Source organism: Plantactinospora sp. A48, assembly GCF_055793945.1.
On sequence record NZ_JBTIXF010000005.1, the window covers coordinates 25,066 to 40,161 of the forward strand.

The following is a 15,096-nucleotide window of genomic DNA, read 5'->3' on the forward strand; positions in this document are numbered from 1 at the left end:
ACAAAAAGCGATAACAAGGGGCCCTTCCTTGCGCTGTAAGGTGGGCGATCATGGCGAAACCGTTTCAGTACCCCGGATATCCGAGGTTCTGGGCGGCCGACACCGTTTCCATGTTCGGCACCTCGGTCACCACCGTCGCGCTGCCGGTCGTGGCGATCGTGACGCTGCGGGCGTCGGACGTCGAGGTCGGCGTGCTCAACGGGGCGCGCTGGACTCCGTACCTGCTGTTCGGGCTGCTCGCCGGGGTGGTCGCGGACCGGTACCGGCGGCGTCCGATCCTGGTGGCCACCGACCTGGTACGCGCGGCGCTGCTGACCCTGGTGGCGCTGCTGGTCATCGCCGGGCTGCTGCCGTTCGCCGGGCTGGTCGGCTTCGTGGTGGTGTTCGGCGCGCTCTCCCTGCTGTACGACGCGGCGCACCAGTCGTACCTGCCGAGGCTGGTGCCCCCGGCGGCGCTGACCGCGGCGAACGCCCGGATGGAGCAGAGCGGGTCGCTGGCCCAGACCACCGGACCGTTCCTGGGCGGCTCGCTGGTGGCGGCGCTCGGCGCCCCGCTGGCCATGCTGGTGGACGCGGCGTCCTACCTGGTGTCCGGGCTGCTGCTGATGACGATCCGCGGGTCGGAGCCGGCGCCGGAACGCGCCGAGCGGCACCTGGGTCGGGAACTGCGGGCCGGGCTGGCCTGGGTGTACCGGCACCCGGTGCTGGCGCCGTACGCGCTCACCCTGCACGCGCGGTTCCTGTTCGCCAGCATGGCCTCCACGGTCCTCACCCTGTTCGTGATGCGCGGCCTCGACCCCGGGCTGCCGGCCGACCGGGCGGCGTTCGGGCTCGGCCTGGTGCTGGCACTCGGTGGGGTGGGCGCGCTGGTCGGCAACTCGCTGTCCGGACCCGTCGGACGGTACGGCGTGGGCCGGGCCATCCTGGTGGAGAAGTTCGTGGAGCCGCTGGGCTGGACCCTGGCGGCCCTGGCCGCCACCGGTTTCGCCGGGTGGGTCATGGTCGGCGCGGCGCAGTTCCTGGTCTGGCTCGCGCTCGGGATCGGCGGGCCGAACGAGATGGGCTACCGGCAGGCCGTCACCCCGGATCACCTCCAGGGCCGGATGAACGCCACCATCCGCTCGTTGAACTGGGGTATGTTCACCGTGGGCGCCCCGGTCGGCGGGCTGCTGGCGCAGCGGTTGGGCTATCGACCGGCGATCTGGATCGGCGTGCTGGGAATGTTGTGCGCGGCGGTCGTCGCGGGGCTGTCCCCGCTCCGGACGGCCCGCTACCCGGAACCCGCCGCCGGGGGATCGGGGCGTTAAGAAGGGCCCCCTGCTATACGAAAAGCGATAACAAGGTGCCCTTCCTTACCTCCTAGCTGGGGTTGCGGTTGTCGTGGCCGGCCCGGCGGCGCATCCGTTGCCGGGCGAGGTGACCGTCGACGAACCCCAGCACGTACGACCGGTCGTCGCCAAGCCGAGGGTCGAGGCCGGCCCGCCCGGCGTAGCCGTGCGCCGCGCCGGTGAGGTAGCCGACGGTGTCGGCGGGCGTGGTGTTGTTTCCGCGCTCACCGTTGGTCGGTGTCGACATGGCTGGGACCTCCGATTCCATGTCTGTCGCCGCTGAGGGTGTCGGGGCCGGCCGGTGGAGCGGCGGTCCGACGTCTGTTGGTCACCGAGGGTGGTTTCCGAGGGTGGCAGGGTCGCGTGTGGAGTCGGCGGCCCGATCGCAACTCAACACCGGCCGCGATACTGCTACAAGGCTCCCGGCTCGGCGCTCGAAAGTCGCACTGCAGGTCACCGGCGGATTGCGGTAGCCGAGCGGCAGAACACTCGTCGGTCCACAACGGAAGTGCGGCCGTTCACAGAGGTTGACGGTGATTGCACAACGTAACCTCGGTTGGTATCAACGGGTCATCCGATCGACCATGCTGGTGGGCTGAGCGTGGTCGGGTCCCTGCACGGATCGTGGATGTTGTCAACGTGACTCGGTCTCATCCAGGGGACTGTTAGATTTTCACAGTGACTCCGCGCCGGCGTACAACGAAGGCGGCCATCGATACAGAGGATGGTGCCCGCCGGATCAGTCATACCGTCGAGGACATCGGGTCCGAAGAGGACCTCATCCGCTATGCCGCCGCGGCCCAGCTCGCCCGGCTGGGCGAGCTGGACATCTCGCAGAAGCGCGTCGAGGAGACCACCGGTATCGGCGCGGCGAACCTCAGCCACGCGCTCGCCGGCCGGACCGTGCTGAACAACGAGATGCTGCGCAACCTCGACGAGGCGATCGTGGCACTCGCCCCGGAGCTGGACCACACCGCCGAGCTGGCCCAGTTCGGCGTCCGGATACGTGGGATGCACGACCGGCGCAGCCTCACCGCCTCGGTCCCGCCCAGCTGGACCCGGGATCTGCTGCGGACCGCGTCCGAGGACGAGCTGCACGTGATGATCCAGGCATCGGCCATCCTGCGTGACTTCCTGATCGCCGGCAAGGCGGGCCGGGGCAGCCGGCGGGTCCGGAACAAGTACGACGAGGCGCTGGTCGCCGGGGTGGCCGAGCGGCTGATCCTGATCGCCGGCGCGCCACCCACGCCGCGCAACATGGAGGCCCAGATCCTGCTGGCCAGCCTCGCCAAGTACGCCTTCGAGACGGTGTTCGACCAGATGGAGGACGCGCTGCGGCGTACGCCGCTCGGCTTCCGGGTCTGGCGGGCGCTGACCAGGATGGTGCTGCTCAGCCAGGTCGACCTGGGACGCGGCGACGGCGGCCTGGCGCAGCGGTTGAAGCCCGGCCTGGTCCGGCTGCTGCGCGAGTCGGCAGGGCTCCGGGAGGACAGTGTCTATCCCGGCCGCTCCCTGGACCTGGAACTGGCCGTGTCCGTGCCGACGGACTGGCTGCGGGACACCTCGGTGTCGGTGACCCGGCTCCTGGAGAACCGGGTCCGGGACGACAACGCCACGCTACGGGAGCGCGGGACCGCGGCCCTGGGGATGTGGCAGCGGGCGCTGTCCAGCGGTCGTGGCGACGATCCGGACTTCCGGGCCACCATGGCCGGGGTGCTCGACTACCTGGCCGAGGCCGAGGGCGAACGGACTGACGTGGCCTCCGGGCTGCGCTGGATCGGTGCCACCCTGCGGGACGTGATGGACCGGGGGGTCGCGGTCTGCAACGACTGGCCCGCCGTCGACGAACCCTGGCTCACGGCCGTCCACGCCGCGGCCGACCAGCTCGACCACGAGAACATTCCGTCGTGGATCCGTCCCGGCACCAAACGGCTGTTCCTGCACGTCCTGCTGCAGAACGCCGGGGTCGAGCGGCGGAAGGCGATCGACGCACTGAGCGCGGGCGGCTGGGTCGAACCGGTCGCCCAGGCGCTCAGCACGGTGATCCGGGACAACCGGACCGAAGGCTGGGTGCGGATCCGCGCGCTGTTCGCGCTGGGGTTCATCCAGCACCGCAGCCCCAACTCCCGGCGTACCCTCGCCTCGGCCTGCCAGCAGGCGTACCGGCGGATCAAGGACGTCGACCAGCCCAACCTGGCCCAGGTGAACGAGCTGCACACGGCACTGTTCGCGATCGGCGACTGCTTCGGTGCGACCGGCGCCGAGGAGGACGCGCGGATCGTCCGCAACGACCTCCAGGAGATGCTGGTCGAACTGGCCGACGACGAACGGATCAACGACCCGCGGCTCTACCCGATCCCCCGGGCCATGGTCTACCTGCTGACGTTCACCGCTCAGCCCCGGCTGCCCGGTGGGGAGCCGGACCTGTCCGAGCGACTGCTGGAGTTGCTCCGGCGGCACCCGGACGAGGCCACCCGCAGGTTCAGCGCGTGGGCGTTGGGCTTCCGGTTCGCCCCCGACGGCCGGGTGCTGCCGATCCTGCACGCCGCGCACTGAGCCGATGGTCGGCTGATCGGGCTACGGTGTCCCGAACCAGGTGCCGAGCGCGGCGCGCAGCCCGTCGACGTCGCTCGCCGGGTCGCCGGCCCAGGCGACGTACCCGTCGGGGCGGATCAGCAGTGCGGTCGCAGGCGGCCCGGCACGGTCCGGGCCGGTGCCTGGCGTCGCGGTGACGACGGAGACCCGGTCCCGCCAGCCGGCACCGACCGTCGAGTCGATCACCGAGTCGGACATCGGGCTGGCTGCCGCGCCGGCCGGCGGGCCGGAGAGGTCCAGCAGGACCGCCCGACCGGGTCGCATCAGCTCGGCGACCCGGGTCGGTCGGCCATCGACGGTGAGCGCCAGGTCCGGTGCCCAGCCTCCGGTCAGCGGATGCGGGTCGGCGGCGCCCATGTCGTACCGGGTTTCCGCGCCGGACAGCAGCTCGGCGACGTGCCGGAGGGTTTCCGGCTGGCGCAGCAGCTCGCCGAACAGCTCGCGCAACGCGGTCACCCCCGGGCCGGGGGAGAGCAGCTGCAACTGGGCCCGGCTGTGCATGATGACCCGTTCGGCCACCGGGTACCGCTCCCGCTGGTAGCTGTCGAGCAGGTCGGCGGGCGCCCAGCCGGCGACCGCGCCGGCCAGCTTCCAGGCCAGGTTGAAGGCGTCCTGCATGCCCAGGTTGAGGCCCGGACCGCCGATGCCGGAGTGTACGTGCGCGGCGTCGCCGAGCAGGAACACCCGACCCTCGCGGTACCGGTCGGCCAGGCGGGAGTTGATCGCGACGTTCCGCCGGCCGACCGAGGCCGGGTCGCCGCCCGGCGCGGATTCCAGCGGTACGTCGATGCCGAGCACCCGGGACACCGCCGCCTGGAGTTCGGCCAGTTCGATCGAGTCGCTGGGCTCGACCTCGGGTTGTCCCCACTCGAAGGTGGCGATCCGATAGACCCCGGGGGTGAACATGCCGAACGCGAGCACCCCGGTGGGGGTGCGGGTGAAACTGGCCGTCCGGAGCCGGCCCAGTCCGGGCACCTCCAGCTCGCCGGTCTCGGGCACCGCGACCGGCGGCAGGATCCGCACCGCGCCGTTGCGCCCGACGAACCCCCGGTCGGTGACGCCCGGGAAGCCGATCCCGCAGGTCTTGCGGACCCGGCTGGTGCCGCCGTCGGCGCCCACCAGATACGCGGCCCGTACCCGGTAGGGGCCGTCCGGGCCATGCACCTGCGCGGTCACCCCGTCGGCGTCCTGGGTCAGGCCGGTCAGCTCGTGTCCCCGCCGGACCGGCACGGCCAACTCCTCGGCGCGTTGGCCGAGCCGGCGCACCATCTCCAACTGGGGGATCGGCAGCGTGTACACCGCCGTTTCGGGCAGCCGGGACAGGTCCATCGGGAGCCCGGCGAACGGGAAGTACGGCACCGGTTCGGGTGGCCCGGGACGGCCGGCGAAGCGCTCGTACACGTCGCGATGGTCCAGGGCCCGCACGACGGTGCCGACCAGGCCGTTGGCGCGGGGTTCCTGGCTGAGGTCCGCGGACCGCTCCAGCACGAGTGGTCGTACGCCGGCCAGCGCGAGTTCGGTGGCCAGCAGCAGCCCGTTCGGGCCGGCGCCGATGACGAGGACGTCGGTGGTGAGCATGTTTCCCCCAGGTCTTGGGCAGGGTGGCCGGGCGGATCGACCCGAGGGATCGTCCGGACACGGCGAGGTGGTGGATGGGCGTACCGAGGTGGGGTACGGCGTACCCGAGGTGGTGGACGCGGTGGTGCCAGGTGTTGGCCCGAGGCTGCGGTGGCACCGCGGCGGCGGGCCGGGTGGTGGGTCAGCCCGGTGGTGGGGTCAGCCCGGTTGTGGGTGGGTGTTGGATCCTGGCCGGCGGGTCAGTCCGGGTCAGTCCGGGGGTCAGTCCGGGTTGGTGCGGGGCGGTGGGGGTAGTCCGGCCGCGAGTTGGTCGAGCGCGTCGCGGACCAGCGGGGCGAGCGGTACCGGTGGGTCGGCGTTCAACCACTGCGCGGTCGCGGCCTGGATGGCGGCGCCGACGGTGCCGGCCAGCAGCCGGGGATAGAGGTCCCGGGCCCGGTCGGTGCCGGTGCGGTGCGCGATCACCGTGACCAGCGCGTCCTCGGCCATGGCGTGCGCCTTGACCAGCTCGCCCTGCAGGGCCAGCTCGCTGGTCATCAGCCGGACACCGGCCAACCACTGTGGATCCGGTCCCTGGCTGCCGCCGCCGATCTGGCTGAGCACCGCGGCGGTGACCGCCGCCCAGATCGGCTCGCCGGCCGGCCGGCCGGCGAGGTCGGTGGCGATCGCCCGCAGCCGGTCGACGTGCCGGGCGGTGATCGCCTCCGTCTTGCTGGCGAAGTAGTTGTTGAACGTCCGGGGGGAGACACCGGCTGCCTCGGCGATGTCCTCGACCCGGACGTTGTCCAGCCCACGCTCGACGGCGAGCCGGATCGCCGCCCAGCTCAGCGCGGCCCGGGTGGCCTGCTTCTTGCGTTCGCGCAGACCCGGGACGGGTTGGACTGGACCGGTCATGGCACCAGGCTAACAGCAAGTTTGCGGATGATGCAATGTTGCGTGCCACGCATATTTGCTTCGGCCCAGGTTCATCGAACTCGAAATTCTTCGATCCTCGGCGACACGGAGCGTGCCCGGGTGATGCACAATTCGATGATGAACGATCCCCGGTTGCCCGCCCTGACCAGGGCCGAACAGGATCTGGTGGAGCACTACCTGCGGGTGGTCGACTTCGTCGGTCGGGCCAACCCGGCGGCCGACGCCGGACACTTCGACGTCATGCGCTGCGTGCTGGCCGCCCAGGGGCTGCTCGCGGAGGCTCGGGCGCTGCTGGTGGCCGCCGAGACCATGCGGGAACGCGGCGAGACGGAGGTGTTTCCGCAGACCCTCGCCCGCGCCATGCGGGTGCTCGACGGCGAACGCCGTACCGCGAGGGTCCTGTTACCGCCCGAATGAGCGGTCCCGCCGGTTCCGCGTGGACTGTCCCGGCCCCCGCGGACCGTCCCTCCGCCCGGACTGTCCGGCCAGCGTGGGATGTCCGACCTCGCACCGCTGACCGCGGCTCGACATGACCGGGCCGGTTCGGGGAACGCGGCGCGCATGGCGCCCGCACCCGAACCCGACGGACCAACCATCGGGATCCTCGGCTCGTACGGCGGCCGGAACTCCGGGGACGAGGCCATCCTGACCGGCCTGCTCGCCGACGTTCGGGGCCGCCGGCCGGACGCCCGGATCGTGGTCTTCTCCCGCAATCCCGCGCACACCCTGGCGACGCACCCCGACGTCGCCGCCGAACCATGGGAGGGGATCAACCGGGCCGACTCGGCGACCACGCTCGCCCGGCTCGACCTGCTGCTGCTCGGCGGCGGCGGCATCCTCTACGACAGCGAGGCCCGCCGCTACCTGCGGCTCGTCCTGGCCGCGCAGGAACGCAAACTACCGGTCTGCACATACGCGGTGGGCGCCGGACCGCTCACCGAGCCGGTGGACTGCGCGATGGTCCAGGAAGCCCTGACGGCCGCCCGCGAGGTCACCGTCCGGGACGCCGAATCCCGGCTGCTCGTCGAGGAGGTCGGCGTCCTGCGGCCGGTCACCGTCACGGCCGACCCCGCCATGCTGCTCGAACCGGAGGTCTTCCCGGCCCACCTGCTGCACGCCGAAGGGGTACGTCCGGACCGGCGGCTGGTCGGGATGAGCGTGCGGGAACCGGGCCGGGCGGCGGCCACCCTCGACGTGGACGGCTACCACCGGCTGCTCGCCCAGGTCGGCGACTTCCTGGTGACCCGGCTCGACGCCGACGTGGTCTTCGTGCCGATGGAACACGACGACATCCGGCACTCGCACGGGGTGCTGTCCCACATGGTCGCCGCCGCGCACGGCCGGATCCTGCACGGCAGCTACCGACCCCGGCAACTGCTGGGCCTGATGCGCCACTTCGACCTCGCGGTCGGGATGCGGCTGCACTTCGTGATGTTCGCGGCGATGGCCGGCGTACCGCTGCTGCCCCTGCCGTACGCGGGAAAGGTCTTCGACTTCGCCCAGCGCATCGGCGCACCCACCCTGCGCGGGGTGGAACGCGAGGTGGAGGGGCCGTTGCTGGCCGAGGTGGACCGGCTGTGGGACGAACGCGACCAGCGCGCCGGGGAGACCGCCCGCCGGGTCGCCGAACTGCGCCAACGAGCCACCCTGACCGGCGAACTGATCACCCCGATCCTCAACGCTCTCTGACTGGGGCGCTGCGGGGGCGCGGGTCGCCCGGCCGGTTCGACTCACCCGTTGCCTGGTGGGCGCTCGGGTCGGTGCCGCTCAGGTGGCCGGGCCGCGCCAGCGGTAGAGCCACCGGTCGTCCGCGCCGGTGGACTCGAGTTCGTAGATGTCCGCCTCGGCCAGGCCGTGCCCGTTCAGCCAGTGGTGGGTCAGCGGCGGTCGGCCGGTCATGTCCAGCTCGACCGTGATCGTCTCACCGTCCGCCGGACCGTCGGCCAGTCGTACCCGGGTGGTCGTAGCCATGCCCCCATCGTGCCGGTCCGGACCCGCCGGCGCGGCGGGAACGGGCCGGTCGGGGCGTAGCCCCTCGGGTTTCCCACGGGCGGCAGCGGGAATCCGCCGGCGTGCTGTCAGCGGAGGGTGAGTCCTACGACGCCCGGCGCAACGGCCTGGTCGGTGACGGTACGACCAACGACCAGCCGGCGCTGGCCGAACTCGTGGACCGGCTCGGCGCCCGGTACGCGGCCGACGGGATCCCCCGGGTCATCAACTGCCCGCCCGGCAGCTACGCGATCCGGGACGCGGGCACGGTCTGGCACAGCGGAGTCTCGCTGGTGGGCGCCGGCATCGGGGTGACCCGGTTCATCCTGTCGAACCCGGGCGACCGCACCCAACCGGTGCCGCTGGCCTACTTCACCACGCTCCAGCACGGCGCCGGTCCGGACAACCACATCGTCGACTGCACGTTCGCCGGCTTCGAGATCGACGGCTCGGGCGTGCAGCTGGACAACTACGACTACCTGGCGAAGGGCCTGGGCCTCCAGTACGTGCGACGGGGCCGGTTCCGGGACCTGTGGATCCACGACACCGGTGCCACCGGGCTCGGCTGCGACTTCCTACAGGACACCGTGATCGACGCGGTGGTGGCCGAACGCTGCGGCCGGCTGGACAACGGGCAGCAGATGGGCGGCGCGGGCATCGGGATCGGCATCGGCGGGTGGGGGCCGAGCGAACGGCTCACGGTCACCGCGTGCAGCACCCTGGGCAACGGAACCAACGGGATCTTCGTCGAGCTGCAGAAGGACTACTGGCGGCCACCGCGCGGCATCCGGATCGTCGCCTGCCACGCCGAGGGCAACCGGTTCGGCATCTCCGACTGGGGCGCCGACGGCCTGATCGTCTCGGCCTGCACCATGCTCGGCAACCAGATCGCCGGGTACGACGTTTCCACCAACGGCACCGCCGGGGTGGCCGGCAGCGGCGGCCTGGTCACCGACTGCGTGATCGACGGCAACGTACGGGAGGGCGTGAGCCTCGGCGGGTGCCGGGGCCCGTACCTGATCCGAGGCAACCGGATCAGCGGCAACGGCCGGTACGGCATCCGCGTCCACGGTTCGTCCGAACTACGGAAACCGGCCCGGGAGCCGGCCCGGGAGATCGTCTTCGACGGCAACGGCGTCTGGGGCAACGGCCTGGGCGGCGTACGGATCGACACCGACACGGCCGACCTGACCGTGATGGGAAACCGTATCCGCAGCAACGGGCGGTTGGCCGGCCCGGCGGCGACCGGATCGGGGCCGACGGTGCGCTACGGACCGCGTACGGTGACCGACAGCTCCGCCGACTGGCCACCCGGTTGCCACTTCGGCAAGGAGATCGTGGTGGGCGACCAGACCGCCACGGTGATGACGAACGACCGTACCGAGCTGACCCTCACCCCGGTGCGGGCCGGCATGCCGACCGCCTGGCACGGCGAGCCACCGGCGGACGGCTCCCCGTACCGCCTGTCGGGCGCGCCGCCCCGCCGGGCCGGGGTGACCATCGCGGCCCACAGCACCGGGCTGACCATGCGGAACAACCGGATCTGGGACGGGCTGGACCCGAAGACCCAGACCGACGGGCTGTGGGTGACCGAGCACGGTTGCTGCCGGGACGCGGCCGTCGAGGACAACGACCTGGCCGGCAACCGGGACGCCGCGCTGCGCCTGGACACCCCGCCCGAGAACGGCCGGTGGGCCCGCAACCACGGCGCCGACGACACGAGCTGACCCGGTGAGGGTTGCTGATCGGCGAGGACCGACGGTTGCCGTGTAGGTCGCCATAAGATCGGGCCTACTCAGCGGGACGGCTGGGACCTGAGCGGCCAGCCAAGTGTTAAAAAGGGACCCTTGCTCTACGAAAAGCGATAAGAAGGGGCCCTTCCTTGCAGGTCATCCACGGCGTGTGGCGGCCCGGTGGCCGGCTTGTCCTGTGGGCCGAGGACGGTGCCCCGACCGCCGTGACCCGGCGGGCTGGCCGGCCGCCACGGGAACGGCCGCACCCGTACGCCGCCGGACACCCGGCGCTGGCAGCCGCGCTCGGTGAGCTGGCCGCCAAGGCGACCACCGGCAGTACGTTGCTGACCCTGCCGACCCGCGCGGGCGTACCGGTCGAGTCGCCGGAACTGGTTCGCGTCGAGCCGGCGCCAGCGGCCCGTGGCGGTCTCAGCCTCGCGGGTTGGCGGGTGCCCAGCCTGGAGTACGACGCGGACCTCGCCCTGCCCACCCTGCTCGGGCTCGCCGCCGCCGGCCAGACCGGCGGGCCGGGTTCGGTGGCGGGGTCCGGCGGGGACCTCGGGAGCGACGTGGGTGGGCAACCGTCGACGGTGCCCGGAGCCTCGCTGCGTCAGCTCGGCCAGCTCGCCGCCTTCGCCGTCGACCTCGTCGAACGCGGACGTACCCTGCCCGGCGTCGACCTCTCGCCGGTGGGCGGACCCACCGCGCCGGCCGGTCGGGCCGGGCCCGCCGAATCGGCGGTCTCGGGCGGGCGGGCCCGGGCGGCCGAATCGTCCGCCCGGGCTGTCTGGCGGCCGCTGCTCACCGGTGGCGACGCGGCCTGGGCCCGGTCCCTCGCCCTGGCCCTGCCGCCGGCAGTCCGGGCCGCCGACCCGGATCTCCCGGTCGCGGACCTCGTCGCCGATGCCCTGGACGCGCTCACCGACGCGGCCGCCCGGATCGCCCTGGACGGCCTGCGGCTGGTTCCGGCCGGCCGGCGGACCGGGTCGGCGGAGGTGGTCCGGCGCTGGCTGACCGGGCTCACCGGGCGGCAGCGTACGGTCCGGGCCGACGCCGCCGCACTGGCCGAACTCGCCCGTGACCTGGCCGGCTGGCAGCGGGACGCCGCCGGCGGCCCGGTCCGGGCCAGCTTCCGCCTGGTCGAACCCCCGCCACCCGAGTTGGTCGAGGTGGCTGGGTGGCCCGAAGGCGCGTCCGACGGCCTGAACGCCTTGATCAACCCGGAGGGGGACGAGGGAGCGGCGGCCGGGTGGCGGGTGGAGTTCGCCCTCCAGTCGACGGACGGGTCGGGGCTGCTTGACGCCGAGCAGGTGTGGGCTGCCGACGGACCGCTCGGCCCGACCGGCCGGGCGATCGGGGCGCCCCAGGAAACCCTGCTCGCCGAGTTGGGCCGGGCCAGCCGGCTCTGGCCGGAACTCACCGACGCGCTGCGGACCGCCGCGCCGACCGCGTTGGAGCTGACCACCGAGGGCGCGCACCGGTTCCTCGCCGAGGGCGCCCCGGCGCTGCACGCCGCCGGCTTCGGCGTGCTGCTGCCGTCCTGGTGGCGCCGCCCGGGATCCCGGCTCGGGGCCCGGCTGCGCGCCGGCACCCCCACCGCGCCGGGCACCGTCACCGGGCGGGCCGGGATCGACCAGGACTCGCTGCTGGAGTACCGCTGGGACGTGGCGCTGGGCGACCAGTCGCTGTCCGAGGCCGAGTTGCACTCGCTGGCCGCGCTGAAGACCCCCCTGGTACGGCTGCGCGGCCAGTGGGTCGAGCTGGACTCCCGCCGACTCGCCGCCGGGCTGAAGTTGCTGCGTTCGCACGGCCGGATGAGCGTGACCGACCTGCTGCGGCTGGCGCTGGCCGACCGGAACGACCCGGACACGCTGCCGATCGTCGAGGTCAGCGCCGAGGGCGCGCTGGGCGACCTGCTGTCCGGCCGGATCGAACGGCACCTGACCCCGGTCGAGCCGGCGCCGGGATTCCACGGCACCCTGCGGCCGTACCAGCAGCGCGGTGTCGCCTGGCTGTCCTTCCTGGAGTCCGTGGGAATGGGAGCAGTTCTCGCAGACGATATGGGACTGGGAAAAACCATCCAATTGCTCTACTTGTTAGCTGATCGGGCAACAGATGTCGGGCCGACGCTGCTGGTCTGCCCGATGTCGCTGGTCGGCAACTGGGAACGGGAGGCCGCGCGGTTCACCCCGGACCTGCGGGTACACGTCCACCATGGCGCCGAACGGGCCCGGGGGGCCGAGTTCGTCGAGGCGGTCCACGCGGCGGATCTGGTGCTGACGACGTACTCGATCGCGGCTCGGGACGCCGCGGAGCTGGCCAGGATCGACTGGCACCGGATCGTCGTCGACGAGGCGCAGGCGATCAAGAACGCGGCGACCCGGCAGGCCGCCGCGGTCCGCGCGCTGCCGGCCCGGCACCGGATCGCCGTCACGGGTACGCCGGTGGAGAACCGCCTGGCCGACCTCTGGTCCATCATGGACTTCGCGAACCCGGGCCTGCTCGGCGCGGCGGCCGAGTTCCGGAAGAGCTACGCCGAACCGGTCGAGCGGCACGGCGACGAGGCCGCGGCCGAACGGCTGCGCCGGATCACCGGCCCGTTCGTGCTGCGCCGGCTCAAGACCGACTCCTCGATCATCGCCGACCTGCCCGCGAAGCTCGAGATGGAGGTGCTGTGCAACCTCACCGCCGAGCAGGCGTCGCTCTACCAGGCGGTGGTCGACGACATGCTGGCGCGGATCGAGCGCAGCGAGGGCATCGAGCGGCGTGGCCTGGTGCTGGCCACGATGACCAAACTCAAGCAGGTCTGCAACCATCCGGCGCAGTTGCTGCGGGACGGCTCCGGGCTCACCGGCCGGTCCGGCAAACTCGCCCGGCTGGAGGAGATCGTCGAGGAGGTGCTGGCGGTGGGGGAGCGGGCCCTGCTGTTCACCCAGTACGCCGAGTTCGGCGGCATGCTGCGGGCGCACCTGTCGGCGCGTACCGGCCGGGAGGTGTTGTTCCTGCACGGCGGGGTGGGCAAGGTGGAGCGCGACGCCATGGTGGCGCGGTTCCAGGCGGACGCGGGCGGCCCGCCGCTGTTCGTGCTGTCGCTCAAGGCCGGCGGTACGGGACTGACCCTGACCGGGGCGAACCACGTCGTGCACGTCGACCGCTGGTGGAATCCGGCCGTCGAGGACCAGGCGACCGACCGGGCGTTCCGGATCGGCCAGCGGCGGGCCGTGCAGGTCCGCAAGTTCGTCTGCGCCGGAACCGTGGAGGAGAAGGTGGCCGCGATGATCACGGAGAAGCGCGGTCTGGCCGCCCGGATCGTCGGCACCGGCGAGCAGTGGATCACCGGACTGTCCACCGCCCAGTTGCGCGGGCTGTTCGCGCTGGAACCGTCCGCGGTGGTGGAGTGATGCCGGACTTCGCGGATTTCAAGCCACGCCGCCGGGTTGACGGTGGACTGCGGGCCCGCTCGACCCGGGGCGCGATCGGCGCCTCCTGGTGGTCCCGGCGGTTCGTGGAGGTGCTGGAGTCGTTCGCGCTGGGCACCCGGCTGACCAGGGGACGCTCGTACGCGCGGTCCGGCCAGGTGCTCACCCTCGACGTGGCGCCCGGCGTGGTGACGGCACAGGTGCAGGGCTCGCGACCCCGGCCGTACCCGGTGCGGATCGGTCTGCCGGAGTTCGGCGCGGCGGTGTGGGCGCGGCTGGAGGGTGTGCTGGCCGCGCAGGCGTTCTACAGCGCCCGGTTGCTCGCCGGTGACCTGCCGGCGGAGCTGGCCGAGGTGTTCGAGGCCGAGGGTGCGGCGCTGTTCCCGGCCGATCTGGACGAGCTGGCCATGCGGTGTGGTTGCCCGGACGGGGCCGTGCCCTGCAAGCACCTGGCGGCCACCTTCTACCTGTTGGCGGAGGCGTTCGACGCCGACCCGTTCCTGCTGCTGCGCTGGCGCGGGCGGGATCGGGCGGAACTGTTGGCCCGGTTGCGGGCCGCCCGGGTCACGGCCGGCGGCAGCATTCCGGAGCCGCCCGCCCGGGACGCCCGGTCGATGGTCCCGGCGGATCCGCCCGGCGGGCCGGACCGGGCCGCGTCCGGCGCCGGTCGTGGCCCCGGTACGGCCGGCGTCCTGGCCGAACTCGTCACGGAACCCCTGGCCGAGGCGGTGGACCGGTTCTGGTTCCCGGCCGTGCCGCTGCCCGACCGGCCCCGGTCGCTGCGGACGGACGTGGACCTGCTGCTGCGTCAGCTCGACGCGCCGGATCGGGCCCTGGGCGGTCCGGGCCTGGTGGAGCGGTTGCGCCCGGCCTACCAGAGGTTCGCCGTACCGCCAGAGGACACCGACTGACCTACCTCGCCCGCGTCGAAACCACCGACAGCCCGTCCGCCCAGCTAGTGGTAGCGGCGCCGCAACTGCCAAACCAGCGCGCCGTTTCCCAACAGGATCAGCGCGTAGACGGCACCGACGATCCCGCCGCCGAGCACGGCGAGCACCGGTACGGCCGTCCAGAGCGCGATGGTGAGGACGAGCAGGATCCGCTTCCGGCGGATCCAGTGCCGGTCCTGCAGCCGAGCGAAGAACTTCGGATCCGAGGTCCGGAGTTCGCGGGTGATCTGCTCGAAGCGAAGCTGGTCCTCTTTGCTGAGCATGACGCTGGCCTCCCCCTGCCGGCGTGGAACCACAACGGAGCGGGGATACCCGACCATTGGCGCATCACGCTCCAGGACGAGCAGGAGTTGACGTCGGCGCACAGGGTCCGCTTAGCGGCGCCTTAAGTTTTCCTGTTCCCTCGTAACGTCCCGGGTGACCGGACCCGGGTGCTCGGACCCTTCCGGCGGGCCCCGGTGAAGTCATCGTGGCTGTTGACGGCCCCTGCCCCGGGAAAGCGCCGGTCGGCGCGGGGGACCCGGTCGGCTCAGCGTCGTCTTAAGTGCCCATCGGGCGCCAAACACACCGTCTTGATGCAGGTCAGACG

General features: G+C 72.4%; 12 protein-coding genes. 7 read left to right on the top strand and 5 right to left on the bottom strand.

Annotated features, from left to right (window positions below; genetic code table 11):
- Nucleotides 1-50: 50 nt before the first annotated feature.
- Nucleotides 51-1,307 (top strand): MFS transporter, encoded by a 1,257-nt coding sequence (locus ACXN5W_RS04445; protein ID WP_473156844.1) that lies wholly within the window; start codon nt 51-53, stop codon nt 1,305-1,307.
- A 52-nt stretch (nt 1,308-1,359) separates the two neighbouring features.
- On the opposite strand, the gene ACXN5W_RS04450 is transcribed toward ACXN5W_RS04445, so the two are convergent.
- Nucleotides 1,360-1,575 (bottom strand): hypothetical protein, encoded by a 216-nt coding sequence (locus ACXN5W_RS04450; RefSeq protein WP_473156845.1) that lies wholly within the window; start codon nt 1,573-1,575, stop codon nt 1,360-1,362.
- Nucleotides 1,576-2,006: 431 nt separating this feature from the next.
- On the opposite strand from ACXN5W_RS04450, the gene ACXN5W_RS04455 reads away from it, so the two are divergent.
- Nucleotides 2,007-3,884 (top strand): hypothetical protein, encoded by a 1,878-nt coding sequence (locus ACXN5W_RS04455; RefSeq protein ID WP_473156846.1) that lies wholly within the window; start codon nt 2,007-2,009, stop codon nt 3,882-3,884.
- 21 nt (nt 3,885-3,905) lie between these two features.
- On the opposite strand, the gene ACXN5W_RS04460 is transcribed toward ACXN5W_RS04455, so the two are convergent.
- Together ACXN5W_RS04460 and ACXN5W_RS04465 are read right to left on the bottom strand one after the other, a co-directional pair.
- Nucleotides 3,906-5,501: an FAD-dependent monooxygenase gene (locus ACXN5W_RS04460; RefSeq protein WP_473156847.1), complete on the bottom strand. Its 1,596-nt coding sequence runs from the start codon at nt 5,499-5,501 to the stop codon at nt 3,906-3,908.
- Between the two features lie 261 nt (nt 5,502-5,762).
- Nucleotides 5,763-6,395: an acyl-CoA-like ligand-binding transcription factor gene (locus ACXN5W_RS04465; protein ID WP_473156848.1), complete on the bottom strand. Its 633-nt coding sequence runs from the start codon at nt 6,393-6,395 to the stop codon at nt 5,763-5,765.
- A 138-nt stretch (nt 6,396-6,533) separates the two neighbouring features.
- Between ACXN5W_RS04465 and ACXN5W_RS04470 the strand changes: the two genes are divergently transcribed.
- Nucleotides 6,534-6,833 carry a hypothetical protein gene (locus ACXN5W_RS04470; RefSeq protein WP_473156849.1) on the top strand — a complete coding sequence of 100 codons (300 nt, stop codon included), beginning with the start codon at nt 6,534-6,536 and terminating at the stop codon, nt 6,831-6,833.
- Nucleotides 6,834-6,977: 144 nt separating this feature from the next.
- Nucleotides 6,978-8,105 (top strand): polysaccharide pyruvyl transferase family protein, encoded by a 1,128-nt coding sequence (locus tag ACXN5W_RS04475; RefSeq protein ID WP_473156957.1) that lies wholly within the window; start codon nt 6,978-6,980, stop codon nt 8,103-8,105.
- Nucleotides 8,106-8,183: 78 nt separating this feature from the next.
- Here ACXN5W_RS04475 and ACXN5W_RS04480 read toward each other — a convergent pair whose 3' ends face one another.
- Nucleotides 8,184-8,387, bottom strand: a complete 204-nt coding sequence (locus ACXN5W_RS04480) for a hypothetical protein (protein ID WP_473156850.1) — start codon at nt 8,385-8,387, stop codon at nt 8,184-8,186.
- 101 nt (nt 8,388-8,488) lie between these two features.
- On the opposite strand from ACXN5W_RS04480, the gene ACXN5W_RS04485 reads away from it, so the two are divergent.
- The 3 genes from ACXN5W_RS04485 (at nt 8,489) to ACXN5W_RS04495 (ending at nt 14,468) form a co-directional block, all read left to right on the top strand.
- On the top strand, nt 8,489-10,132 hold the full coding sequence (locus ACXN5W_RS04485; protein WP_473156851.1) for a right-handed parallel beta-helix repeat-containing protein: 1,644 nt from the start codon (nt 8,489-8,491) through the stop codon (nt 10,130-10,132).
- 155 nt (nt 10,133-10,287) lie between these two features.
- Nucleotides 10,288-13,539 (top strand): DEAD/DEAH box helicase, encoded by a 3,252-nt coding sequence (locus tag ACXN5W_RS04490; RefSeq protein WP_473156852.1) that lies wholly within the window; start codon nt 10,288-10,290, stop codon nt 13,537-13,539.
- A complete protein-coding gene (locus ACXN5W_RS04495) occupies nt 13,539-14,468 on the top strand; it encodes an SWIM zinc finger family protein (protein ID WP_473156853.1) in 930 nt (309 codons plus the stop codon). Before ACXN5W_RS04490 ends, ACXN5W_RS04495 begins: the two co-directional genes overlap by 1 nt.
- Before the next feature lie 44 nt (nt 14,469-14,512).
- Here ACXN5W_RS04495 and ACXN5W_RS04500 read toward each other — a convergent pair whose 3' ends face one another.
- Nucleotides 14,513-14,770: a DUF3040 domain-containing protein gene (locus ACXN5W_RS04500; RefSeq protein WP_473156854.1), complete on the bottom strand. Its 258-nt coding sequence runs from the start codon at nt 14,768-14,770 to the stop codon at nt 14,513-14,515.
- Between the last annotated feature and the right edge of the window lie 326 nt (nt 14,771-15,096).